The sequence below is a fragment of the Paraneptunicella aestuarii genome (genome assembly GCF_019900845.1).
In the GTDB taxonomy this organism is placed as follows: Bacteria; Pseudomonadota; Gammaproteobacteria; order Enterobacterales; family Alteromonadaceae; genus Paraneptunicella; species Paraneptunicella aestuarii.
Genome location: NZ_CP074570.1, coordinates 4,832,453 through 4,856,750, shown reverse-complemented (window position 1 = coordinate 4,856,750; position 24,298 = coordinate 4,832,453). Strand labels below are relative to the sequence as shown.

At 42.9% G+C, this 24,298-nt stretch carries 19 protein-coding genes and 1 tRNA gene; 6 read left to right on the top strand and 14 right to left on the bottom strand.

What is annotated here, in order from left to right:
* Positions 1 to 5: 5 nt before the first annotated feature.
* From KIH87_RS19090 to KIH87_RS19055, 8 genes are read right to left on the bottom strand one after another with little or no spacing between them, the layout of a single operon-like run.
* Entirely contained in the window at positions 6 to 839 is an 834-nt protein-coding gene (locus KIH87_RS19090; RefSeq protein WP_232359441.1) for a CheR family methyltransferase, read from the bottom strand.
* Positions 829 to 1,356: an STAS domain-containing protein gene (locus KIH87_RS19085; protein WP_232359440.1), complete on the bottom strand. Its 528-nt coding sequence runs from the start codon at positions 1,354 to 1,356 to the stop codon at positions 829 to 831. The genes KIH87_RS19090 and KIH87_RS19085 overlap by 11 nt, the downstream gene beginning before the upstream one ends.
* Entirely contained in the window at positions 1,313 to 2,107 is a 795-nt protein-coding gene (locus KIH87_RS19080; RefSeq protein ID WP_232359439.1) for a ParA family protein, read from the bottom strand. Before KIH87_RS19080 ends, KIH87_RS19085 begins: the two co-directional genes overlap by 44 nt.
* Positions 2,108 to 2,110: 3 nt before the next feature.
* On the bottom strand, positions 2,111 to 2,602 hold the full coding sequence (locus KIH87_RS19075) for a chemotaxis protein CheW (RefSeq protein WP_232359438.1): 492 nt from the start codon (positions 2,600 to 2,602) through the stop codon (positions 2,111 to 2,113).
* A 17-nt stretch (positions 2,603 to 2,619) separates the two neighbouring features.
* Positions 2,620 to 5,301 (bottom strand): methyl-accepting chemotaxis protein, encoded by a 2,682-nt coding sequence (locus KIH87_RS19070; protein ID WP_232359437.1) that lies wholly within the window; start codon positions 5,299 to 5,301, stop codon positions 2,620 to 2,622.
* A 57-nt stretch (positions 5,302 to 5,358) separates the two neighbouring features.
* Complete coding sequence (locus tag KIH87_RS19065) at positions 5,359 to 5,874, bottom strand: chemotaxis protein CheW (RefSeq protein ID WP_232359436.1); 516 nt, start codon at positions 5,872 to 5,874, stop codon at positions 5,359 to 5,361.
* 1 nt (position 5,875) lies between these two features.
* Positions 5,876 to 7,954 carry a chemotaxis protein CheA gene (locus KIH87_RS19060; RefSeq protein ID WP_232359435.1) on the bottom strand — a complete coding sequence of 693 codons (2,079 nt, stop codon included), beginning with the start codon at positions 7,952 to 7,954 and terminating at the stop codon, positions 5,876 to 5,878.
* Positions 7,955 to 7,989: 35 nt separating this feature from the next.
* Positions 7,990 to 8,352 carry a response regulator gene (locus tag KIH87_RS19055; protein WP_232359434.1) on the bottom strand — a complete coding sequence of 121 codons (363 nt, stop codon included), beginning with the start codon at positions 8,350 to 8,352 and terminating at the stop codon, positions 7,990 to 7,992.
* Between the two features lie 225 nt (positions 8,353 to 8,577).
* Between KIH87_RS19055 and KIH87_RS19050 the strand changes: the two genes are divergently transcribed.
* Positions 8,578 to 9,732 carry a response regulator gene (locus KIH87_RS19050; protein WP_232359433.1) on the top strand — a complete coding sequence of 385 codons (1,155 nt, stop codon included), beginning with the start codon at positions 8,578 to 8,580 and terminating at the stop codon, positions 9,730 to 9,732.
* 349 nt (positions 9,733 to 10,081) lie between these two features.
* Here KIH87_RS19050 and KIH87_RS19045 read toward each other — a convergent pair whose 3' ends face one another.
* The 4 genes from KIH87_RS19045 to rsgA all read right to left on the bottom strand — a co-directional run bounded on the left by KIH87_RS19045 (position 10,082) and on the right by rsgA (position 13,719).
* A complete protein-coding gene (locus tag KIH87_RS19045) occupies positions 10,082 to 10,792 on the bottom strand; it encodes a glycerophosphodiester phosphodiesterase (RefSeq protein ID WP_232359432.1) in 711 nt (236 codons plus the stop codon).
* A 9-nt stretch (positions 10,793 to 10,801) separates the two neighbouring features.
* Complete coding sequence (locus KIH87_RS19040) at positions 10,802 to 11,680, bottom strand: DMT family transporter (RefSeq protein WP_232359431.1); 879 nt, start codon at positions 11,678 to 11,680, stop codon at positions 10,802 to 10,804.
* A 21-nt stretch (positions 11,681 to 11,701) separates the two neighbouring features.
* Complete coding sequence (gene asd / locus KIH87_RS19035) at positions 11,702 to 12,571, bottom strand: archaetidylserine decarboxylase (protein WP_232359430.1); 870 nt, start codon at positions 12,569 to 12,571, stop codon at positions 11,702 to 11,704.
* A 110-nt stretch (positions 12,572 to 12,681) separates the two neighbouring features.
* The gene (gene rsgA, locus KIH87_RS19030) at positions 12,682 to 13,719 is read right to left on the bottom strand and encodes a small ribosomal subunit biogenesis GTPase RsgA (protein ID WP_232359429.1); all 1,038 of its coding nucleotides are present in this window, start codon (positions 13,717 to 13,719) and stop codon (positions 12,682 to 12,684) included.
* A 301-nt stretch (positions 13,720 to 14,020) separates the two neighbouring features.
* On the opposite strand from rsgA, the gene orn reads away from it, so the two are divergent.
* The 4 genes from orn to maoP all read left to right on the top strand — a co-directional run bounded on the left by orn (position 14,021) and on the right by maoP (position 18,611).
* Positions 14,021 to 14,566, top strand: coding sequence for an oligoribonuclease (orn, locus tag KIH87_RS19025; protein ID WP_232359428.1), 546 nt, complete (start codon positions 14,021 to 14,023; stop codon positions 14,564 to 14,566).
* Between the two features lie 222 nt (positions 14,567 to 14,788).
* Positions 14,789 to 14,864: transfer RNA gene (locus KIH87_RS19020), tRNA-Gly, on the top strand.
* A gap of 372 nt (positions 14,865 to 15,236) precedes the next feature.
* Positions 15,237 to 17,747, top strand: a complete 2,511-nt coding sequence (locus KIH87_RS19015; protein ID WP_232359427.1) for a TonB-dependent receptor — start codon at positions 15,237 to 15,239, stop codon at positions 17,745 to 17,747.
* Between the two features lie 456 nt (positions 17,748 to 18,203).
* Positions 18,204 to 18,611, top strand: coding sequence for a DUF413 domain-containing protein (gene maoP, locus KIH87_RS19010; protein WP_232359426.1), 408 nt, complete (start codon positions 18,204 to 18,206; stop codon positions 18,609 to 18,611).
* Positions 18,612 to 18,725: 114 nt separating this feature from the next.
* Here maoP and KIH87_RS19005 read toward each other — a convergent pair whose 3' ends face one another.
* Together KIH87_RS19005 and KIH87_RS19000 are read right to left on the bottom strand one after the other, a co-directional pair.
* Positions 18,726 to 19,943 carry a hypothetical protein gene (locus KIH87_RS19005; RefSeq protein WP_232359425.1) on the bottom strand — a complete coding sequence of 406 codons (1,218 nt, stop codon included), beginning with the start codon at positions 19,941 to 19,943 and terminating at the stop codon, positions 18,726 to 18,728.
* Between the two features lie 17 nt (positions 19,944 to 19,960).
* Complete coding sequence (locus KIH87_RS19000) at positions 19,961 to 22,792, bottom strand: hypothetical protein (protein ID WP_232359424.1); 2,832 nt, start codon at positions 22,790 to 22,792, stop codon at positions 19,961 to 19,963.
* A gap of 384 nt (positions 22,793 to 23,176) precedes the next feature.
* Here KIH87_RS19000 and KIH87_RS18995 point away from each other — a divergent pair, with 384 nt between their 5' ends.
* Positions 23,177 to 24,250: a CNNM domain-containing protein gene (locus KIH87_RS18995; RefSeq protein WP_232359423.1), complete on the top strand. Its 1,074-nt coding sequence runs from the start codon at positions 23,177 to 23,179 to the stop codon at positions 24,248 to 24,250.
* Positions 24,251 to 24,298: the final 48 nt, after the last annotated feature.

Here is a 24,298-nt window from a genome sequence, read left to right as displayed (position 1 = left end):
AAACCCTATTTTCTACGCTTACGATAAATGGTCTTGCCGACATTATCGAAGTCTGAGTTGGTTTTACTGATCGATTCGGAATGTCCAAGAAACAGCAAACCTCCTGGCACAAGGTGTTCGGCGTATTTTTTAAGGATTTGATGCTTCATGTCATTTTCAAAATAAATCATAACGTTTCGGCAAAATATGACATCAAAGGGCTTATCAAAACGCCAGTTATTGATCAGGTTAAGCTGCTTAAACTGCACCAGTTCTCTATAAGGCTTCTTTACCCGGCACTTACCTGAATTACTGCCAACGCCCCTTAAAAAATAATGTTTCTTGGTTTCCTTGCTGTATTTCTCTATTGCCTTAACGTCATAAACGCCATTTGCTGCTCTGGCCAACACATTGGTATCCAAATCGGTGCCGACCAATTTAAAAGGGATTTTGTGTTGTCGTGCCAGCTCGTATAAGTTGACGATAATGGAATAGGGTTCTTCTCCGGATGAGCAGCCTGCAGACCAAATCGACAATGAATGTATTTCGTTAGCTTTAATCCGCTCTTTTAGATATTCAAAATGATGCGCTTCCCGATCAAAGGAGGTGACATTGGTAGTGATCGCATTAATGAAATCAATAAACTCTTCGGGATCTTTATCAATGAGACTCAGGTATTCATTAAAGCTGTTTAGCTTTAATAAGCGTAAACGCTTGGCTAAACGCGCATAGTACATCTCGTACTTGTCATCAGTGACATGAATACCTGAGTAGGCTTTGGCTTTTTGGCGTAATAGATCGAAGTGTTTACGGGTAAAGCCAAATTCTTTCTTTTTATCATCTTGATAGTTAGGCTGCATGGACGAACGCCTTAAAGTAGTCTGCCAGTCCGGCTTGTACAAAGGCGTTGTCCAGTTTGTCGGGTACATCATCCAAAACGACCTGGCAGCCATTTGAAGTGAGTTGTCTTATTAATACAAAGAGTAATTGCAGGCCGGCAGCGTCGATATCCTCCACCTGACCTGCATTGATATTCAATTGATTGAGATTGTCGATTTCAGCGAGAAGTAGCCACTCTTTATGTAAGGATTCGATAGATTGCACCATTAATCTTTCGGGAAGGAAAAGCTTGCCCGTGCGACCGTTTTGCTTAAATTTGTTAATGGCAACAGTATCTTGTTGATCTGATGGTAATGAATCTTCAGGCGCAGAAATATTCTGCTGCATTTCATCTTCTTCAGAATTTTCATGCGCAGGTGTGGGTTGTTCATTCACAACCGTACTTGAGTTGTCTTGTTTTTCTAACTCATCGTCTTCAAGCCATTCCAGGGGATCATGCCCCAAGCGGCTCTCTTCGTCGTGATTCTTCTGACTCATCTAGCGATTCCTCATATTGAGATATATGCCTTGCCAGTTGTTCAAACTCTTTGCTGGAACTACTGTTTGGCGCATACGCCATAATGGGTTTTCCATAACTGGGGCATTCGGCTAAAGCGGCTCGTTCCGTAATCTGCACAGGTACGAGAGATTGCTTAAAATAATGCTCCAATTTTTTCATCACATCCTTCGTCAAACGACGAGTCTGCATCCTGCTTACCACTATCCAGCGATGTTGATATTTACCCAATACCTTTTCAAAATTCTTTACTGTCGTCAGTAGCATGGATAACCCCGACATGCCGAAGTAATCTGGCGTAACCGGAATTAATAATTCATTCGCTACGGCGAGAGCATTAACTACCAAAAAGCCCGATGATGGAGGGCAATCCAGTAGTATAAAATCATAGTCTCGAATTTGTTTTTGCACCGCTTTTTTTAGCAGTAGCCCTTTCCCTTTCCCCATCGGAATAGATTCCATCCTTTGCAATCCTGGCCCTGATGGAACGAAACTTAAGGTGTCTGAAAGATCGACAATAATCTCGTTGAAGTTATGGCTGCCGCTAAGCAATGAGTCGATGCCGGGTCTTTTATTCTGAAAAAAACCATAGCTTTGACCCAGATGTCCTTGCGGATCCATATCCAAAACCAATACACGACTACCTTGTTCGGAAAGTGCGTAAGCAAGGTTTGCACATACGGTGGTTTTCCCCACCCCACCTTTTTGGTTAACACATGCGATAATGCGCATGGGTTACACTGAAATTTGTTCGTTTTTTACCAATGCCCGAATATCCGTCAGGGCATCTGCTTCCAGTATCGCGTCGAGGGCTAATACGACGACAATATTGTCATCGTGTTTAAACATACCTCGAATAAAACTGGTATTTACTTTGGCTCCGATGTTAGGTGATTTCCTTAAATCCTTTTGTTGAACCGCAATAACATCAGAGACTGAATCAACCACAATGCCTAACAGCATCTGCTCGGTATGGTGCTCGACCAACATGACAACAATGACGGTTTGCGCAGACACCTTGTCATGTTGATATCCGAACATTTCTCGCAAATCCATGACTGGCACCATGGAATTACGAAAATCAATGACACCAACACAATATTTGGGCATGTTCGGCAATTTGCGATACTTGCCCAAGGCTCTTATTTCTTGAACCTTGGTGATATCAATGCCGTAAATGTCTTCTGTGAGAGTGACACTTAAGAGCTGTAATTCATTGCTGTTCATATTCTGATGCTACGTCCTTAGAATTCCTGCCAGTCATCGTCAGAATCGTCATAAGACGAAGATATTGGAGCGCTGGCCGATGTGCTTGGTTTGCTTACTTTCGGTTTTGGTTTTGAGATTGGCTTTGATCTCGCTACCGGTGGTGCCGCTCTTGGAACCCGAGGCGCAGCACTTGCTTCACCATCAAGTTGGAAGAAGCTGACAATTTCCACCATGTCGTCGACTTGTTGTACCGATGATTGGCTGGCAGAAGAAGCTTCTTCTGCTAATGCTGCGTTTTGTTGCGTTATATCATCCAACTCGGCAACCGCCTGATTCACCTGACCAATACCCGCGGCTTGCTCATTGGTTGAATTAGCAATATCAGCAATGAGTGTTGAAAGCTCGTCTACATGAGTCAGAATATCTTTCAGAGCCTCACCGCATTTATTAACCTGATCGCTACCAGTGTTAACGCGAGCAGAGCTAACGTCTATCAGTTCCTTGATCTCTTTTGCTGATACCGCTGAACGTTGCGCCAAATTCCGTACTTCGTTTGCTACTACTGCGAAGCCTCGGCCTTGTTCACCCGCTCTGGCGGCCTCAACCGATGCGTTTAATGCTAACAGGTTAGTTTGGAAAGCAATGTCATCAATCACACTAATGATTTCTACAATCTTGTTAGAGCTTTCTTTAATCGCTGACATTGATTGTACAGCTTCGGTAACAATGGATTCACCGTTACGCGCTTGCTCTCTAGCACTATTAGCCGCCTGATTTGCTGTTGTCGCATTATCGGCAGTGTTGCGCACATTACTGGTTAGCTGCTCCAGGCTGGCTGCGGTTTCTTCCAGATTAGAAGCCTGCTTCTCTGTGCGATCTGAAAGTTGATCATTACCAATAGAGATCTCATGGTTTGAAGAGCGAATAGAATCTGTTGCTAGTTTAATGTTGCCAAGAACCTCATTAAGTTTGGCTACGGTGTCATTAAGAGCTGTTGCCACTTCGCCGAAATTACCTTGGTACTGGTTATCAATGCTGATATTCAAGTCACCAGTAGACAGTTTCAGCATGGCTGCGCTGACATCTTTGACGAAAGCATTGATGGTTTGCGACAGGTCATTCAAGCCATTAGACACGTTCAGGAAGAAGCCATCCTTACCTTCTGTGCTAATCAGTGCGCCGAGTCTGCCTTCGCTAACATCCGAAACCAGTTTTTCAACTTCTTGCTCTACGATGACTTGCGCCGTAATGTCGTTCCACTCAACCACTGTACCGATTCTCACACCCGCTTCAGATTTAACCGGTGTTGCAATCAGGTTGAAGTGTCTGCCTCCGACAATGATCTTGGTTTTATATGGACTTTCCAGTTTGGCCAGCATCATACGTTGATGTTCAGGGTTTTTGTGGAACACATCGATGTTTTTGCCAAGCAGGTTGTCTGGGTCAAAATGTGGTAAATCCTTACGAATATCACTGGCAGCGTTACGCAGCATTCTAACCACGGCCTGGTTCAAATAAACAATGACCAGATTGTCGTCGGCAACCATGATGTTATTGGTTACGTTGTCCAAAGCTACCTTGATCCTGGCGTTCTCTTTGGCAACGACTTCCTGTTGTTTCAGGAAGGTGATATCTGCCCACTCCAGAGTCGTGCCTAGTCGGTTGCCTTGTTCGTCAATAACCGGGTTTGCGGTTAGTTTTAGGTGTATATCAACGAGAGTGATTTCGGCTTCATAGGTGCTGGTTAATGAATCTAGCACTTTTCTTTGATGAGCCGGGTTCTTATGAAAGATATCAATGCATTTACCTAACAAATGGTCGGGGTCAAAATCGCTACGGATAGTACGGAACTTCTCAACATACTTGTTCATCATAGTGCGCAAGCTGTCGTTGAGGTAAATGATGTTGTAGTCTGGATCAGCCAACATTACGTTGGTACTAACGGAACCCAATGCTGTGCTGATGCGTTGGTTTTCTTTACGTAATTCCTCAGCCGCAGCTCTGTCCGACAAATCTTGCCATTCAACAACAGTACCTGTACGCACTCCTTCTTCTGAAACCACTGGGTTAATGGTTAAACCGAAAAGAAGGTCGCCAACCGAGATTTCTGAACTGAACTTGCCTTTCAAGTTATCAAGAATGTTACGTTGATGTGATGGGGCTTTGTGGAAAATATCAATATTGGAACCGATCAATGTTGACAATTTAAACCCTGAAAAATGAGCTGCCAATTTTGCTTCGTGGGTAGCTAACATGCTTTTCAAACTGTCATTCAGATAAACAATATTGTAGTTTTCATCGGCAAACATTAGATGGGTAGTTGCTGTTTGAACCGCTTTCTCTGATGTTAGATGTTTTTTCTTCAGAGACGCATATTCCCTCGTCTGGTGGGTGTGGGTTTCTCTAATCGCACCCAGTAATTCCGTCAGGGATTGATTTGCAGGAGCAAACTCAGGGCTACCACCAATAGTATCTTCCGGGAGATTATCAACATCTCCTTTCTCAAGTTTAGCTGTGGTGTGACGAAGTTTGTTGGCGAGGTTTTGAACCTCGTCGGCATTTCCCTTTCCTGCATTTTGCCCACTCCATACAGCGATGATAATACCGACAATGGAAACCGCTAAAATCATTACGGTAAATTGGCTGTCGGGAGCGTTTTGCCAAGCAAATGCGATATTGATTAAAAAGGCTAAGGCGATTAAAGCTGTAGCCGTCATTGTTTTGTTACCCATCATTTATGCCCTTACGTTTCCCACAAAACGTTATCGTTATTGTTAAAACTCTAATTCCAGTAAAGTATCGGTGTTCAGCAAGATGATCATGCTGTTGTCTTCATCTGCAATACCCGCCACAAAGCGCTTTTCTATTGCCAGATCAAATTCTGGTGATAGTTGGCAATTTGTACTGTCTGTTTCTATGACTTCTGAAATTGCATCTACCACAATTCCAATGGTTTTATGCCCTTCTGCCAGTTCCACATCCATGATGAGGATAACGGTCTCGGCGTCATATTCTTTTACTTCAAGCCCAAGTCGTTTACGAAGATCGACGATAGGGACAATAGCGCCGCGCAGGTTAATTAATCCTGTGACATAGTGCGGCGCATAAGGAACCCGTGTGCAGGGTTCCCAAATTCTGATTTCACGTACCTTCAGGATATCGACGGCGTATTCCAAATCCGATAATTGAAAGCTCAGCCATTCGGACTTGGTCTCTAAATGGGAGCCGAATATTCTTTCCTGAATATCATCATCATTTTGTTTGCTATGGAGTGAAGCTTCGGTATTCATCTCAATGCATCCTCACCCTGGAAATTAGTGCACCTACATCAATGATAAGAGCAACAGAACCATCGCCTAATATCGTAGCTCCTGACAGCTCGCTGACTTTGGCGTAGTTGGCTTCCAGCGACTTCACAACCACTTGCTGGTGGTTAGTGAGCTCATCCACTAAAATGCCGGCTTGTTTACCATCACTTTCAACCACCACCACCAGATCTTGCTTGTCACTTTCTCTTCGTGGACAACCAAAGGTATCTACCAGATTAATAATCGGAATAAAGTTGCCTCGCCATTTGAACGACACACTTTTATTTCCGACCCGGTTAATGTCTTTGGGCTTCATCTGAATGGATTCAATGATAGACAACATTGGAATAATGTAGGTCTCTCCGCTGACTTTAACCAGTTGTCCATCCAGGATAGCCAAAGTGAGAGGTAAGCGTATGATGAAGGTAGTACCTTCTTCGGGAACCGATCTTACGTCGATAGTACCGCCCAAGGCTTTGATATTACGTTTTACAACGTCCATGCCCACGCCGCGACCTGATAAATCAGTGACTTCCTGAGCGGTGGAAAAGCCGGGAGCAAAGATTAGTTCATTAATTGCTTGTTCGTTCAATTGATTATCAGGGGCGATAACACCTTTTTCTATGGCTTTCTCTCGTATGCGATTGGTGTTCAGTCCTGCTCCATCATCAGATATTTCGATAATGATATTGCCAACCTGATGGAACGCTTTCAGTGTTACCGTTCCTGTTTCTGGTTTGCCTTTGGCTTTTCTTACTTCTGGCATTTCAATGCCGTGATCGACGCTGTTGCGCACCAAATGCACCAGAGGGTCAGTGAGTTCTTCAATAACGGTTTTGTCGACTTCTGTCGTTTCACCAATAATCTCAACCGCGATGGATTTATTTAGCTTTTTCGCTATGTCTCGCACCATGCGCGGGAAGCGGCTGAAACAGAAATCAATGGGCAGCATTCGGATCCGCATCACACCTTCTTGCAGGTCTCGAGTGTGCCGCTCTAACTGAGTCAAACCTTCGGTCAGTCTTTCAAATTGAGGGTATTTCTCGGAGTCGCCATAAATGCTCAACATGGATTGAGTGATAACCAATTCACCTAACAAATTGATTAAGCTGTCAATTTTTTCCAAATCAACGCGAATCGATTGCGACGTTCGTTTTTTGTCTGAACTTGTGGCTGGGTCGTTAGCTGGTTGAGGTACTGCTGCCTCAGAAGGCGCGGCCTTAATGGGAGCGGTAGTTACCGTTTTTATTGGTGGAGTTTCAGGCTCTTCTCTAACCTCGTTTTGTTGATTCGAGTTCGCTGTACTTTGCTCCAGAGTTGCCCCAATTGGCTTGAAAGTCAGATCTGCTTCGTCTTCTATCCAAAGGAAGACATCATCTAACACATCTCTATCAACATGCTCGGTGGGAGACAGCAAGATTTGCCATTGAATATAAGTTTGGGTGGGATCCAGCTCCCGTAAATTAGGCACTTTACTGACGTCGCATTTGGTTTTTAATTTACCAAGTTCAGCCAGTTCTTCCAGATACCGAAGGGGATCGTTTCCCGTAGATAAGATTTCTGGATGAGGTATGAAGTTGATCTGCCAATCAGTATGAGGTTCATCATCTGCGGATTCATGCTCATCTTGAGTCTTGTGAGCTGCTGCTGATTGAGGTGTTGCTTTGGGCATGCCTAAAAGGCGTTCTAGTTCATTGCGGATCTGGAGCATGCCCTGCTCGTTAATCGGGTCTTGATATTGGTAATGTGCAACCAGATTGCGCAAAATATCCAGAGATGAAAACAGGCAGTCAATGAGCTCCTGAGTCATATGGATTTCGGATGATCTCACTTTATCAAGAAGTGTTTCCATGACATGGGTAAACTCGGTCAGCGAGCCCATGCCAAATGTAGCGCTCCCCCCTTTCAGCGAGTGGGCGGAACGAAATATGTCGTTAATCATTTCCGGATCTATGGCTGTATTTGACTCATTCATGCTGAGCAAGTTGCGCTCAATGGCGTCAATTGCTTCTGCACTTTCTTCAAAGAAAACCGCTCGGAAACGCTCTAAGGGGTCTGTCATACGGCCACTCATCTCCTATGGCATAGCGGATGAAACTAGCGTAAAACCTTTCTTACAACAGCGATAAGTTTTTGTGGATCAAAGGGTTTAACAATCCAACCAGTGGCACCTGCTGCTTTACCTTCTTGTTTTTTATCTGTACCTGATTCAGTCGTTAACATCAGTATAGGAGTAAATCTGTACTTTTCTTCTTTTCTTACATTGGAAACAAATTCTATTCCATCCATGATAGGCATATTGACGTCGGAGATTATGAGATCAAACTCACCAGTCTTAGCCTTGTCCAGTCCTTCTTTACCGTTGACCGCTTCCGTCACATCAAACCCTTCACCTCGAAGCGTGAAAACTACCATGGCACGCATCGATGCAGAGTCGTCAACTGTGAGAATTTTCTTCATTTATTATCCCTCGGTAAAATATATTCGCTATAAACTGATAATTTCACACACTAAATACTGTAGCACAAAGATTTTTTTTTTATGAATTCTATTATTTTTTTGCGCCTATTGGACTCAATAGGCTATGTTAAATACAGGATATTGAAAGGGTTAAAGATGGAATTAAGCTAACCTTTATTTACGATGAATATTTCCATGGTTGATTTTTAAGGATAGGAGAGCTTGGTGAAGCATGACATTTTAATCGCTGATGATGACGAGCATTTGCGAGAAGTTCTTGATTTGATGTTTCAGGATAGTTTCAATATCCACTTTGCTGAAACGGGTCAAGAAACCATTGATGCTATTCAAAAACATCATTTCCATTTTGTTATTCTAGATATTCACCTGCCTGGTAAATCAGGTATACAGATTTGCCGCGAAATTTCCAAGCTTGAGATCGCTTGCCAACCTCAAATCGTTATTTTAAGTGCTGATAGTAATGAGAAATTAGTACGGGAAGCCTACGAATTAGGGGTTGGTGATTATATTTGCAAGCCCTTCAATGTCACCGCTTTTAAAGAACGGATGCTGCGTTTTTCCAGAGATATCGACAAAATTAAGGAGCTGGAAAACAAGGATGGAGACATTAAAGGTATGGCTGAAACTGCCATGTTACAGGCCGCTTCCTATGGTAGTGGTTTAGAACTCATTTCTCGATTAAACAATTGTCGTACACCGAAATCTCTGGCCAAAGAAATAATGTCCCATCTCTATCACAAGGGGTTTCATACGGCTGTTCAATTACGCTCCCATTCAAAGGTATATAGCTTTGATGTGGATGTGAGTGATTGCAGTGATATTGAGCTTCAAATTTTTGATTTACTTAAAACACACGGACGAATCTACCATTTTGGGAAACGTTCAATTTTCAATGACGAGCATGTTTCTATTTTGGTAAAAAATATGCCTTTAGCAGGAACTCGCTCCTATGACGCCTTACTGGATTTGGCTGCCAAATTAGTGCCTGCGGTTAATGCCAGGTTTATTTCGTTATGTGAGCATCATGCATTGCTTGAAACCAAAGCGGCATTGGGTAAAGCGATCGCACTTGTTGCTGAAAACGTGGCAAAGATGGAAAAAGAAAAGCGTGAAATGATGCAGGCCATTGAAAGTAAGGTGGCCATGAGTTTTCACCAACTTCATATGGACGAAGAGCAAGAGCAGTATTTTGTTGAGTTAATAGAGAATGAAATTCGGCGTTGTGAGACAACTGAGTATCTGGATGATATTCAGTCCAGTATTGCCGAATGTATGAAGTTTCTTGAAGATGTGGATGAAAGCGATCACCATGACAAAGACGACGACCCCGATATTAATCATGATATAGAATTGTTTTAGTCTCTATAGCAATCTAATTGATGCCTTGACGTGAATCAATCTCTTAGGGTCTGTTGACCTTTGTTCATAATTTATGCAGCTGACAATTTTTGAGTCAGACAATCGCAAATGAACGAGTCTAGTGGGCCTAAATGAGTGAAATTTGTGAGCAGTATGGCTCAAAAAGGGGCGCTGTCCCCTATCTACTCAAAGAACGGTTTGAAGCTAAAATTGCCTGCCCCGGCGTTGTTAATGACTTATTTGGATTGCCAAACAGCGTCATTAACGCCTTGGTTCAAACAATTTTATCGTTCAACATAAAAAATCAACAAAGGTCAACAGACCCTAGGGCTGTCCTTACTTCCTTGTACTATCTCAATTGCCCGGAATAAGCCGCGATGATGTCTCTGGCTTGTTGCGGGTAGTTACTGAAAATTCCATCGACTCCCCACTCCATCATGCGCACAATGTCTTGTTCCTGATCAACAGTATAAACCAGCATGTGCATGCCTCTGGCTTGAGTGTCTTTAACGAATTCCTTGCTTAAAGCATTAACGTCTGCGTGAACAGAATTTACTCTGAGTTGTGTTGCGAAGCTGGCGTAATCTGCTGGCAAAGATGCAGTGAGTGCGCCAATTCTGATATTCATGCCCCAGGTAGATACGGTTTGTAGTATATGGTGATTGAATGAGGAAATAAGGAGTTGCTCAGGGAAGAAACCATATTCGGAGGTTGACCGATGTAAAACTTCTTTCAACTCGTGCAGATGCTCCAGCGTTTTAAGTTCGATATTGGCCTGACAACGTCCACCGATACATTCCATGACTTCGTCTAAGGTCGGTACTTGTTGATTGTAAGGTAATACAATCTGTTTCAGCTCAGCTACGGTATGTTGTGCGACCCAAACTTTTTCATTTAATTCGTTTTTGATCAAGCGATCATGAGTCACAACCAGACCGTCTTTTGCTTGTTGCACATCGAACTCTATACCGTGAGACTGCTGTTCGATGGCCTTTTCCATTGCTAACAGGGTGTTTTCAGGGTAGTCGCCGCTAGCGCCTCGGTGAGCAAATACGAGCATAAAAGAACCTTAATCAGCTTTTGATTGTTGATGTAATCGGTGTGTGTTTACGGTTTCATAAATCGCAGCACTTAACACCAGTAAGCCACCAACCAGAGTTTGCCAGGATGGATTTTCTGACAATATCAACATTGCGAAAATAACGCCATAGAGAGGTTGAATACAGGCAATCAGTGAAAATGTTTTTGCGCGTAAGTGCTGTAAACTTGAAGCGATTAACGCATGGGGGGCAGCTGTACACATAGTGCCAAGCAAAATAACTAAAAACCAGGTGTAGCTGTCGGCGTTGGCAATGTCTTCCGAAATAAAGAACGTTAAGCTGAAAACCACAACGAGAGCTTGAATCATCATGGCATGGGAGCCTGAATAATGGGTGAAATGTTTGCGGTGTACCAGATTGCGCAGAGCATAGAAAACCGCAGAAATAATACCCAGTAAAATGCCGACCGTAATGTCATTGTCCAGTGAGACTTCAGGTACAATTAACCCTATTCCTACGAAAACAATCAAGGCACTGGCAATATCTTGCCAAACCAGTTTGATAGGTTCAAAAAAGGGTTCCAACAACACAGTGATCATAGGGAAGGTAAACAGGGCTATCATGCCAATGGCAACGGTCGAATATTGCATGGCTGCAAAATAGGTGACCCAGTGAGCGGACATCATCAGCCCAAGCAGCAAGCCCATCCAGTAGTCTTTGGCACTGCGAAGCCGGATCGATTGCCCGGCAAATTTGAGCATGGCAAACAGAGCGACGCAGGCAACGACGGATCTTGCAAAGACTATGTCCGTCGCCGACATGGGAATGAGCTTGGAAAAAAGCGCCGTAATACCCAGCAGGAATACCGCGACGTGTAGTGAGACCAAGCTCTTTTTGATGTTATCCACTATTTGGTGCTACGAGTGTTTTCAGTCTTCGCTTTTGCTTAAAAGCGTGCCGTTGCGTTCGCCCATACGGGTTGAATCCCCTGGGTTCACATCGGCGAATTTGATCATGTCTGGTTGATACAACATGACAACCGTCGAACCTAATTTGAAACGACCCATTTCATCACCCTTTTGTAATTCAATACCGTCTTTTTCAGTATAGCGGGTGTGTACGACTTGATTGCTCACATTTGGTGCGATCGTGCCTGCCCAAACGGTTTCGATGCTGGCTACGATCGTTGCGCCGACCAATACCATTGCCATCTTGCCATATTCGGTATCGAAAATAGCGACAACGCGCTCATTGCGGGCAAATAATCCCGGCACATTCGCTGTTGTGAGAGGGTTGACCGAGAACAGTTCGCCGGGAACGAATACCATGTCGGTAAGCTTGCCTGCAACGGGCATATGAATTCGGTGATAGTCTTTCGGTGACAAGTAGATAGTCATGAACTGACCGTCGTTAAAATGCTCTGCCAGTTGCTTGTCTCCACCCAACAGGGTTTCTGCAGAATAGCTATGACCTTTGGCTTGAAAGATTTGCCCTTGTTCTATTTTGCCAAATTGGCTGATCGCGCCGTCTACAGGAAACAACAGCGCATCTTCGTCAGGGCATAGAGGCCGAGCTCCGGATTTTAGCGGACGAGTGAAAAAGTCATTAAAGGTGGCGTAGTCACTGGCATTTTCCTGTTCAGCTTCCGCCATATTGACATTGTACTGCTTGATAAACAGCTCAATGAGTTTGGTGGTTAGCCATCCGGCTTTAGCAGCAGCAAGTTTGCCAACAATACGTGATAACAGGTGCTTGGGTAACACGTACTGTAATTTAACTTTCAAAATATCTGGTAGCACTCGAATTCCTCGATTCAAAACGAAAAGCCCGGCTCAAAAAGCATCAAATCTACATTAAAGCTAATTAGGGGCTATTTAATAGGCTATGTAAAATTGCCCGCGATTGTACCCTATTTTCTTTTGGGTGTAGAGAATGACGGGCGTTGCTCTTCCATGCCATCCAAAATGCTGAGATAACTGATGTATCGATCTTCGCTGATTTTTCCTTCTTCGACTGCTTCACGGATCAGGCATCCGGGGTCGTCTCTATGTTTGCAATCGCGGTATTTACAGCCTCCGATATAGTCGCGGAATTCTTTGAAGCCCCAGGTGACTTTCTCGTCTGGCAGGTGCCATAGTGCGAATTCTCGCACTCCCGGAGAGTCGATAAGTTGGCCGCCTTCTGGAAAGTGCAGAAGTTTGGCTGCGGTAGTGGTGTGTTGACCTAATCCTGAATTAAGGGAAACTTCACCAACTTGCTCATTCACATGAGGTAAAAGCTCGTTGATCAGGCTTGATTTACCAACACCGGATTGCCCTACAAAGATACTGGTTTTGTCTTTCAGCAAAGCTTGTAATTCGTCGATGCCCTGCCTTGTTTCGCAGCTAACCATGTAAACCTGATAGCCGATGTCTCGGTAGGTTTGCATGTCTTCTTCAATATATTCCAGCTCTTCTTCGGAGGCTAAATCGACTTTGTTCAGCAAAATAATCGGAGGAATAGCGACATCTTCGGCTGCAACCAGATAGCGATCGATAATATTTAACGAAAGCGCTGGTAATAAGGAAGACACAATAAATATTTGGTCGATATTGGCTGCAATGGGTTTGATGCCGTCATAGTAATCCGGGCGGCTGAGTAAGCTGCGTCTAGGTTTTACAGCTTCGACAACCGCGTTTAATTTTACTGAGCTGTCTTTGGCTGGGCGAAAAATGACTTCGTCGCCACAGACCAGGCTGTCGATTGTGCGGCGGATATGGCAACGGTAAATTTGGCCTTCGGCATCTTCAACATCGGTATGCTGGCCGAAACGCCCGACAACCAAGCCTTCTCTTTCTGCGAGCAGGGTGTCGTCTTCAGGCAATTGTTGTTTTGCGTCGATTCGCTTTTGCAAATTTCGACCAACTTGCCGTTTTTGTTTGTGTGTCAGTTTGTTTCTTTTTGCCACTTGGATACTAAATTGAGTATATTACGCTTTAACATTAAGGAATGTGGAGTGTGCTTTGGGTTGTTCCTTTTACTATGTCCTTTTGAGGATGTCATTTTCAGAGAAACCCTGAGTAATTAAGCACTAAAGTTTGTTAGTCTCCACCTGACTCCTGTTGCAAATACTTACTGCAAAAATATGTAAAGAGTAAGCCGCTGTTTCTGGATGAAATCAGGACTGTAATTTCAAAGATAGGCATAGTAACCATTGGTAAGACGGATTGCACCTAAATACTGTGTTTGCGCTGATCAAGGTATGTTAAATGTCATATAGTGAAAATAATCTGGTTTGGATTGATATGGAGATGTCTGGGCTGAATCCCGACACTGACAAGGTGTTGGAGATTGCATCTATTGTGACTGATGCGCAACTCAATATATTGGCGGAAGGCCCTGTTATTGCGGTTCATCAAGGTGATGATGTGCTGGACAGCATGGATGAATGGAATACCAATACACATGGCAATTCCGGCCTGATTGCTCGATGCAAGGCAAGTTCTGTTAATGAAGACGCCGCAGTACAGCAGACGTTGGACTTTCTAAAGCAGTATGTGCCTGTGGGCGTTGTACCTTTATGTGGTAATAGTATCGGTCAGGATCGTCGCTTTATGGTGCGCCACATGCCTGAGCTGGATGAGTTTTTCCACTATCGAATGATTGATGTCAGCACAGTTAAAGAATTGGTTCGTCGTTGGAAGCCTGAGATCCTGGATGGATTTACCAAAAAAGGCAGTCATCAGGCGCTTGATGATATTCGGGAATCCATAATGGAATTGGATTACTACCGTAAGCATGTTTTTGTAATTTAATTGCAACAAAGTTGCTGAATTTTTGTCCTATTTTACGTGAAACCGGTCGGATGGTGGCTTATTTGACCGGTTTTGTGCAAATCGCAAGCAGTCGAAAAAAAAATTGCAATTAATGCTTGCGTCCAACTTCTAATTTTGTAAAATGCGCAGCCGCTGTCACAGAGAACTTGTTCACCAAAAAGTCCTCAATTAATAGTGAAAGCGACTAGAATTCATTTCTATGCGGGAATAGCTCAGTTGGTAGAGCACAACCTTGCCAAGGTTGGGGTCGCGAGTTCGAATCTCGTTTCCCGCTCCAATTTTCTTCTTATTTTTATCTTCAATAATCAATTAAATCATTCGTTATCAATCCCATCGTAGCGTTCATTTTGGCTTGTTTTCTTTAAACCCAATAATCAAAAGAGTGGATTATTTATATCCTTATTAATTCTATGGGTTAAACTTGCGTCTGATTTAAAAAGGATACTATTTCAAGAGCTTTAATAGGTAAGCAATTGCTCCGTGTTGCTTGTTCTTGATTAAAGTTGTAAATATAAGGGATTACGTTTGTTTTTACCCTGTTTTGCTTTGTATGGCAGTGCATTAAGTTATCTGTGGTAGATTTTGTGGGCGGATGGTTAGAGTGTTGTCGATTATAATTGGCTAATGTATTTGGCCTTGGGAGTTATAAATGAAGCTGCATCCTTTGCCGACTATTCCTTTAAATTTTAATCTAGGTTTTATTGCTGCTTTTTTCGCTTCTTCCTTTTCTCATTTCGCCTATTCTCAGGCTGATGATGCTGAATTGAGAATGGAAGTTGTTCAGGTTACTGCACTAAGAAGAGCTACAACGGTTGAAGATACTGGTATGTCGGTGTCTGCGGTTGGTGGGCAGGAACTTCAGGAGCGAGCCGCTCTTAATTTTCAGGATTTTATGCGTACCTTACCCGGAGTGAATTTTTCTGAAGGTGCGGCTCCTGGTGAGCAAAATATCATCATTCGCGGGATCAACTTTCCAAGCAACCGTTTTCAATTACCTACCGTTGCGGTTTATCTTGATGAAATTAATCTCTCCCAGACGGGCAGAAACCCGGATATCGATCTTATTGATATGAACCGTGTCGAAGTGCTTAGAGGCCCTCAAGGTACGTTATATGGCGGCAGTTCAATGGGTGGAACGGTTCGTTATATTTCCAATAAAGTCGATCTGGAAATGCAAGAGGGCTGGGTGCAAGCTGGCCTGGAGCAGATTAGCGAAGGTGGATTGGGGAACAAGGTTGCCTTCATGTACAACCAGCCATTGAGTGATACTGTTGGTGTTCGGATGGTGGGGTATCGTAGAGATTTATCAGGCTGGATTGATAACGTTGGTTTTATCCATACCGGTGATTATTCCCTTATTGATGACAGTATTGCCAAAGACGATATTAACGATGAACTTACTTGGGGCGGTAGAGTGGCTTTGCGCTGGCAGCCAACGTTACAGTTCAGTGCCGACCTTATGTATTTGGTGCATGATGCTCAAGTGGGCGGTTTGTCGAACTGGAATCCTAATTTGATCGATGCTGGTTATGGTGAATTTAAAGCGGCTGTAAGGGATCAGGAATCTTATTCTGACGATAACGAAGTTTTGAATCTGACCATTTCTTATGATGCTGATTGGGGCAATGCTACCTGGATCTCAAGCCGCACAAACCGTGACTATATGCGTACCGACGATCTTTCCCGTGTACGACAAGGATTAGATTGGTGGGTGGGTGACTTTAACAGTCAGTTTTCCTATGCGCTGGATAGTCAAACCGATAGTAATGGCAATCCAACCAGCTCTGTGAATCTGCGCCCTATTGATTATCAGCTAACTTCCCATGAATTAAGGCTGGTGGGTGATGCTGTGCAATCTCGCCTTAACTGGGTGTTTGGCGGCATTTATTCGAAAGCTGAAAATAATTGGAAGCAATATGAGATTTATGATGGTTTGAGTTCGGCTTATTCCGCCTTTATTCCTTTTGCCTGGGCGTCTGATTATCAGGCTGCCGCAGAAGAAGATCCGGCTAAATATGGTGTGATTGGTTCAGATACGTGGTTTTACACTAATCGTGATGAAGCGATTACGCAGCGTGCGGTTTATGGCAACCTGGCTTTCAACGTTGACGAACGTTGGGAAGTGAGTGGCGGTCTGCGCTGGTTTGATGTCGATATCAGCAATGATTATGTTCAGGCGGGCTATTTTGGGGGCACTGAGGTTGCATTAGCAAGTACGGATTATTCCGCCGGTGTGATCAGCGAAGATGAGTTAAATGCCATTATTGCGGCTAACGTTGCTTCAAATTACACCACTGCAGCCACATTTAAGCAGCAAGAAGATGGCACGCAGTTTATGCTCAACACCTCTTACGATTTTGGTGACACCCTTGTTTACGCAACCATTGCTGAAGGCTACAGGATTGGTGGTGTGAATCGCTCATTTCCAATTAGAGATGGCAGCTTCCCTGTACCGCAAACCTTTAATTCCGATTCATTATTATCGAAAGAGCTGGGTGTGAAATCTCGCTTATTAGGTGGCAATTTGGCGATTGATGCCGCCATTTATGATATTGACTGGGATGATATTCAATTTGCCTTAATGGATCCTGTGACCAGCTTTGTATTTAACACTAACGCCGGGCAGGCAAGGGTTAGAGGGCTGGAAATGGGGGCTCGTTGGCAAATGACAGATAATCTGCAAGTCGATGCAAATGCGACCTTTTTGGATCACGAAGTAAAAAGCCTGACTGAGGATGCGAAAAACCGCGGTATTGAAGAAGGTGATCCTTTATTGGGTGTCAGTGATGAACGATTTGCTATCGGACTGAAGTATCTATATGACTTACAAGGCTGGGACGGTTTCGTTCGTTTGGATTATCAATATACCGGGGGTTATCTGAATCGCTACTCCGAGCAGGGCTCTGCGCAAGTCGATATCGATACCGCTCACATTGACAGTTATGGTCTGGTGGATTTCACAACGGGTATTAGTGCTGAAAATTGGGAGTTTCAGCTCTATGTGCGTAATGTGTTCAATAGTGACGATATTATTTCTCAGGATTTAAGCCGCGTCTCTTTTAATGATGGAGCTTATGCCAATGTGACTGGCGATCCAGGAAGAGTTATCACGCTTAAGCCTCGCACTATTGGGGTGATTGCCCGCTACTTATTTAACTAGTCGGTTTACCTCATGAGCGGCTGGCTTGCCTGGCGAGCCAGCGCTTGATTTTTAGTTTTAAATTAACTGCTTATGTTTTGCTCGAATTGTCCGAAAATCCCATCATTTTCAACAAGTTCGGTTAATTTAATAACAATTTTTGATATAAAGTTATAGATCTAATACTTTTCTATATAAAAAATTCTAAAAATTTCTTATTTTTGGCCTTAAAAGAAGGTTGACTAGCTTCTAAATTGAGCCTAAAAAATGCGTATGCACAAGCCGCGCTTTGCACTGGTGTATATTTAGTCAGCCAACCAACGTTAACGATCAATATTTGTCCTGAATATGGTTGTTGAACGAAGTGTTCACATAAATTCACTAAGTGCATTTCGGGCAATATTGGAGGGGTAAACTCCCCTATTTTGGCTTGCTGTTTTGGATGGTAACTACAATTCTTTTGTTGAGAACATAGCAATGGCAAAAGTAACTAGAGAGCAACTGCTTACAAGATCCTACCAGGATCCCAAGAATTACCCTTACGGGTTTGCAAGATCAGGCGATTTCTCAATTTCAGAGAGTAAAGCGCTATCTCAATATGGGAATTTGATTTGTGCTTTATTAGACGGTGAGCTTGACTGTAACTGTAAAGAAGATAAAGGACTGCTGGCAGTTGCTTTAGGAGAGAAGGCTCCTGAATCGGTAGCTGAACGTGCTTGGTCAAAATATCAAATGCGCGTTAATCGCCCGAAAGCAGGCAGCATTTATGGAAATAAACCTAATCACTCAGACGAAAAGATCAGTCGTGGTGGCGGTGGCGGCGATGATGATGATCTGGATGATTCACCACTCGATGATGATGTAGTGTTGGATGATGAGGATTAACCAGGAATTGCGTATAAAGTCTAAATCCGCTTTTATTTTGTAAAAGTGGATTTAGACAAAAGACCGCTGCTTTACTCAACTAACGGTCTGTATCTTTGATATCTAATGAATATACTATTGATTCAAATCTGGTAATGTGTCTTCATCAATACGCTTAACTGCTCCAGCCTCAATTTTCTTGCCACTTGCAGTACAGTAATATTCTGAATTGTGCCCTTTGCAGTTTTCATCACCTTGAATGGGGACTTCACCGTATAAAAGCACTTTTGTTGACGCTCTTTTATTGCCTATATTGGTTTTAACTGGAGCATTGTTAACAGTGTGAGCTTTGTAAACCATATTATGGTTACCTGCTCTGCTGTAAAAGTTATCTGCTTTTGCTACAGCATCGCCAAAAGTAGGCTCAAAGAAGCTATTGTTATTCGGTGGGTCAATTTTATATATTGATTCAGCAGATTTCCCGTCAATAAAGATGTCTTTGCATTGCTGATCTTTATCTGTTTCAACATATTCCTTACAGTAAGGATTATTACTATCTCCGACAAAAGTGGGACTAAAGAAATTGTTTTGATTAACCCAGCCATAATTGTTTTTGGAGCTAATAGCAATGTCTGCATAATTGTTTGTGAATTGCCCCCCAAAAAAAGAGTTGTAGGCAACGATACTTTCATATGAACAGTAGTCGTTGCTTGTCGATGGTGTATAGTCGCTGCAAGTATCAGCAGGTACCATTGCCAGCCCTATACAAAACCCTGATATTTCATTCAATGATGTTTGCAATGCTCTTCCTGCCTGAATTTCAATGCCGATATTTTGAGTGTGATCGCTTCGCGTTGCTGAATCAGCAGGTATCGACTTTTCATATATTCCAGGTGAAGGATGGAGGTCACCATTTTGTATACGACTGACGTAGTGGCATCGTCTTACATCATCTTCATTGTAAGATGTCATATTGTAGATTTTGGGAAATTTAATGTAGCTACTCTCTATAGGAATATTATCGCCATTATAGGTTTGTCCTTGTAGGCTAATAACCGGAAATGGATTTTCTGTACCGTAATTCACAATAAATGTGGCATTGGATAAATCCAGGTCGATTGAATAGCGCTTGTTAGCGATATCAGCATTATCTAATTTGATAATGACGCTAGAATTGAGGTTAAAACAACCTGACAATTTATAAGGCAATTGAGAATCAATCGCGTTATTGATGTCGTTTGTAATTTCAGATGCATTGATATCAATACATTCAGCTGTGTTGGGTAGAGCAAACCCAGCGTAGGAAGTCAGCATCAATGATGATGCTAGCAATAGTTTAATTGAGCTATTCATTGTTGTTTTCCTTAATCTTAGTACTGACATTCAATTTCTTGAGTGTTGTCTTCCCAAATCCATACGTTACCAACACTTTTAGATAGCCACCCACGTACGGCATTATTGGATGAAGTGGCAATATTCTTGGTACAAATATTTTGTTTATAGCTACTTGTTTCATCGTTTTTTCTGGCATCAATAAACGAACCATGGTCATAGCCGGATAAAATAGTATTGTTCGAGCCGGAAAGCGTTACTTGTGCTTTGCATGGAAAACTCTCGGAACATTGCGCTACGTCAATGTTGACGCCTTCCCACCTTACATTTATAAAGTTATTACTGTCCCCGTGGATATGAGCACGAGCTTCAGTGGTTTGTCGCGTACCTTCCATTGACGTTCCAAACCAGGTGTTTTCGCTAATGCAGGCACTATTATTGGTATTCATAACCAAGTGTGCTGAATCAGAAGCCCAATCAGTCTTTGCATCTACTCCTCGAGCCAATTGACCACCGAAGAAACGATTACCGGAAATAGTCAGCGTGGTTCCATCTGAACAGGATGTCGCATCCAATATCATGTTTTTCTGAAAGAAAAAATGTTTGCCCAGATAAAACAAGTTGTTGTTAACCGAACCATCAGCAGAACTTATCAACATTGATATGCCATTCAATGTCTCACTATGTTTAATGTGTCTTGTATAGATTGTTGAGTTAGATACGTTAGTTACTTCAAGTGCAGCAGTGTCAGTTTTAATTTGATTTAACAACTCAGGGACATAGACAACTCCACCCTGAAGTCCGCTAATTTTGAGCGTATAATTTTGAACGTTAACAGATGCTCTCCGACCATCCATACTTCTGCTTATTGTAAGATCTTGGGTTAATGTGCCTGAGCCGTAGAGAATAATATTTTTAGTACTTGAAACTGTTGTTAGCTCGCTTTCCCAGTTTGAGTCGCTGACATCAATGTATTTACTTGTTTCAGTTCCAATTTTAACGTTTTTAGTTACCAAAGGTGTGCCTGGGTCGCCACATGTGATAGAGGCGTCAAATTCCTTACCATTACGAGCTGGCATGTATAAAGGTAGTAATTTACTACCTGAGCTGGTAATGCTTTCTGGCGTGCCGTTGTCAATGGTGAGGTAGCAATTGTTTGCATTACTGGTTTCCCAGTTCAAGATAACCCTTTCAAAAGGTTCAATGTAGCCATGACCTTCACTATATCCTACGGTTATTAGTCCGCTTGGCTGTGGAGGAGTAACCGCGTCAACAGTAACGATTACAGGGCTGGTACACAATGTTTTTGGTTGCTTTACACCACCCAGAATGTCTGTCAGGCATAACATTAATTGGTATTCGTGGCTTGAGGTTGAAGCTGAGTTATCAACGAATGAGGATAAATCACCTTCCCCCAGGTAAATATCCGATACTGTGTTACCGTCAGAAATAGTAGTTAGATAATACCCCAGCTCTTTTCTGTTGTTATGGTTGTCTTGCAAGAACTCATTCCAGTTTAATTGAATTGATGTATCGCTTAATCTCGTAGCACTAAATCCGGTCGGTTGAGGCAATGGATTTACTATTAACAATTCTTCATCTTCGGAGCTATATACCGGGAATTGGTTTTCGCAACGAATTTTCTTGAAAGTATTTATTGTTCTTGGGGGTACTTCTTCGGCAGGAGTGCTAGGCCAAGAACCACTTGTTGTCTCTATTACAGTTTCATCTCCAGCACTATTTACGTTATAACAAGCTGTTGCGTTTGAAATAGACCAGTTTAATGTTGGGATCTCACCAACCCATACAGGATTTTTGCTCCAGCTAACATCCACTATTGGCAAAGCGATAACGCTCAAACTGACTTGTGCTGACTTACTTCCACCTCTGCCACTACAGGTTACGGTTTTGCTATAGGTACCAGTCGAGCCTGGAGAGTAGTTAATTGAACCTGATGTACTGTAATTTTGGCTATCAATAGTGCAGTAATCTGCATAGGTAGAAGACCAGCTTAATAGGGTTGATTCTCCTAAAGCTAATGTTGCAGAACCAAAGGAGGCAGATACTGTAGGTGTTGGGTAGTTGACTACACTTGTGGATGCGGAGGCCGAACGACTACCTCCAATATTTGAACAACTCACTGATTTGGAAAATGTTCCTGCACTACCTGGTGTATAGGTTCGATTGCCAGAAGTTGATACAGAACCACCATCTAATGAGCATGAGCTGGCGCCTGAAGAACTCCAGCTAAAAGTGACAGAATCACCAACATACATAGAGGATTTGTTAAAGCTTGTACTGACGCTGGGTGGATTAGGCAAAGCTAGTACCGTCAGTGTGGCTCCTTTGCTTGTACTTCCTGCAATGTTAGTACATGTAAGTGACTTGGTTTGGGTGCCTGCTGATGTTCTGGGAGAAGACGTCCAGTTCATCGAAAAACCGGCTGATGCGCCGCTCTGATCCACGCATGAATCTGCACCAGATACGCTCCAACTTAATGTTGAAGTTTGACCTACATACACAGTGCTTGGAGACCACGAAATGCTAATGCTTGGCTTTGGAGGTAACGCTTTTACCGTTAAGCTTGCACCTTTTGTCGTTGTGCCACCCGGACCTGTGCAGGTTAACGTTTTTGTTTGAGTTCCAACCACGGTTCTGGGAGAAGACGTCCAATTCATCGTCATTCCAACGGAACTGCCATTTTGGTCTACGCAACTATTAGCACCAGTTACATTCCAGGCAAGTGTTGAGGTTTGACCTACATATATCGTCGAGGGTGACCAGCTAATGCTTATTTGTGGGGCGGCGGCTAAGGCCAGAGGGCTAAATATAAATAGAAATGCTGCTAAATAACTTCTGATTTTTAGCATAACTAACTCCTTTATTTCCTTGTTTTTACTTCTTCCAAAACAGCAGCCCGGATAATATTCCTATAGTAGTGGAGTCAATCTTTAACTGCTTATTGGCGCGCTTTACTAGTTTAGTAGCGGCGAAATATTATCACATTGTTACACTTAATAAATATTGGTGCAGAAAATGAATTTGGAAACCACATAAGAGGTTATCTAGGGTCAGTGTGGACTTTTCTTTTTTCCCGGTTTTATTCCTGAATTTGTCAGGAGTTTGTGATCATTTCTGAAAATCCAGGTGTTGTTGATTAGAGAACTCTGGCAATATCAAGCGAAACAAGGAAGAATGGCTAGAATTGTAAACACTTCTAACTTAGTCTGACTTAATACCTCGATTTTTATCTTATGCTATTACTCTTCACTTTTATGTTTGTGGCTATCGCGGTTTCCTTTATTTGTTCCATTATGGAAGCGGTGTTGCTGTGTATTACTCCGAGTTATATTGCGACGTTGCAGAATGAGCAGCCGGATTTGGCGGAGCGTGTAAAGTCGTTAAAAGCGCAAATTGATCGTCCTCTAGCGGCTATTTTGACGTTGAATACTATCGCTCATACGGCTGGAGCTGCTGGTGTGGGGGCTCAGGCTGCTGTCATATTTGGTGATGCGGCTGTGGGTATTGCTTCTGCGCTAATGACGTTATTGGTACTGGTTTTTTCAGAAATTATTCCTAAAACATTAGGTGCTAATTATTGGCGTCAGTTAACGGGCGTAGTGAGTGCTTTGTTGATATGGCTCATTCCTCTTCTAAAGCCATTTGTTTGGCTCAGTGAGCAGCTAACCAAGTTGTTTTCCACCAAGAAAAATGAAGCTGATTATATTCGTGCAGAAATAGAAGCGATGGCGAATCTGGGCTCTGAGGAAGGTGCGCTTGGTGAAGATGAATCAACATTGATTAGTAATTTACTAAGATTTCGCAATGCCAAAGTGACAGACATACTCACTCCTCGCAGTGTTGTTTTTAGAGTGCATAAGGATATGACGGTTCAGGAATATATTGAAAAGCATGGCTCCGAGCCATTTTCCCGAATACTGGTGACAGACAAGGATGAAGACGACATTACTTCCTTTGTTCTTAAGAACGATATTTTGCTCGCATTACATCGATTAGAGCCCGGTTTTAGAATCGCTAAGCTCAGTAAACCTATATACATAGTGCCGGAGACCATTGCGCTACCCAAGTTGTTTTCTACTTTCCTGGCTAAGCACTTACATATCTGCCTGGTTGTTGATGAATATGGCGACGTGCAAGGCATTATCACTCTTGAGGACATGCTGGAATGCTTGCTGGGTGTGGATATTGTGGATGAACGGGATCACATTTCCAATATGCGCGAAAAGGCCATTCAACAATGGCGTCAGCGGATGGAACAGAATGACAAGCTCATTGATGACTTTGAAAACAAGGAAGGAAGCCAGTAAAACCGGCTTGAAGTTAGAGTCCGTTTGTTAGGGCAAAACAATATGCTT

Excerpts from the sequence above, each read along its gene's own strand:
- KIH87_RS19090 (WP_232359441.1), bottom strand. The coding sequence starts at position 839 with ATGCAGCCTAACTATCAAGATGATAAAAAGAAAGAATTTGGCTTTACC.
- KIH87_RS19085 (WP_232359440.1), bottom strand. The coding sequence starts at position 1,356 with ATGAGTCAGAAGAATCACGACGAAGAGAGCCGCTTGGGGCATGATCCC.
- KIH87_RS19080 (WP_232359439.1), bottom strand. The coding sequence starts at position 2,107 with ATGCGCATTATCGCATGTGTTAACCAAAAAGGTGGGGTGGGGAAAACC.
- KIH87_RS19075 (WP_232359438.1), bottom strand. The coding sequence starts at position 2,602 with ATGAACAGCAATGAATTACAGCTCTTAAGTGTCACTCTCACAGAAGAC.
- KIH87_RS19070 (WP_232359437.1), bottom strand. The coding sequence starts at position 5,301 with ATGACGGCTACAGCTTTAATCGCCTTAGCCTTTTTAATCAATATCGCA.
- KIH87_RS19065 (WP_232359436.1), bottom strand. The coding sequence starts at position 5,874 with ATGAATACCGAAGCTTCACTCCATAGCAAACAAAATGATGATGATATT.
- KIH87_RS19060 (WP_232359435.1), bottom strand. The coding sequence starts at position 7,954 with ATGACAGACCCCTTAGAGCGTTTCCGAGCGGTTTTCTTTGAAGAAAGT.
- KIH87_RS19055 (WP_232359434.1), bottom strand. The coding sequence starts at position 8,352 with ATGAAGAAAATTCTCACAGTTGACGACTCTGCATCGATGCGTGCCATG.
- KIH87_RS19045 (WP_232359432.1), bottom strand. The coding sequence starts at position 10,792 with ATGCTCGTATTTGCTCACCGAGGCGCTAGCGGCGACTACCCTGAAAAC.
- orn (WP_232359428.1), top strand. The coding sequence starts at position 14,021 with ATGTCATATAGTGAAAATAATCTGGTTTGGATTGATATGGAGATGTCT.
- KIH87_RS19015 (WP_232359427.1), top strand. The coding sequence starts at position 15,237 with ATGAAGCTGCATCCTTTGCCGACTATTCCTTTAAATTTTAATCTAGGT.
- maoP (WP_232359426.1), top strand. The coding sequence starts at position 18,204 with ATGGCAAAAGTAACTAGAGAGCAACTGCTTACAAGATCCTACCAGGAT.
- KIH87_RS19005 (WP_232359425.1), bottom strand. The coding sequence starts at position 19,943 with ATGAATAGCTCAATTAAACTATTGCTAGCATCATCATTGATGCTGACT.
- KIH87_RS19000 (WP_232359424.1), bottom strand. The coding sequence starts at position 22,792 with ATGCTAAAAATCAGAAGTTATTTAGCAGCATTTCTATTTATATTTAGC.
- KIH87_RS18995 (WP_232359423.1), top strand. The coding sequence starts at position 23,177 with ATGCTATTACTCTTCACTTTTATGTTTGTGGCTATCGCGGTTTCCTTT.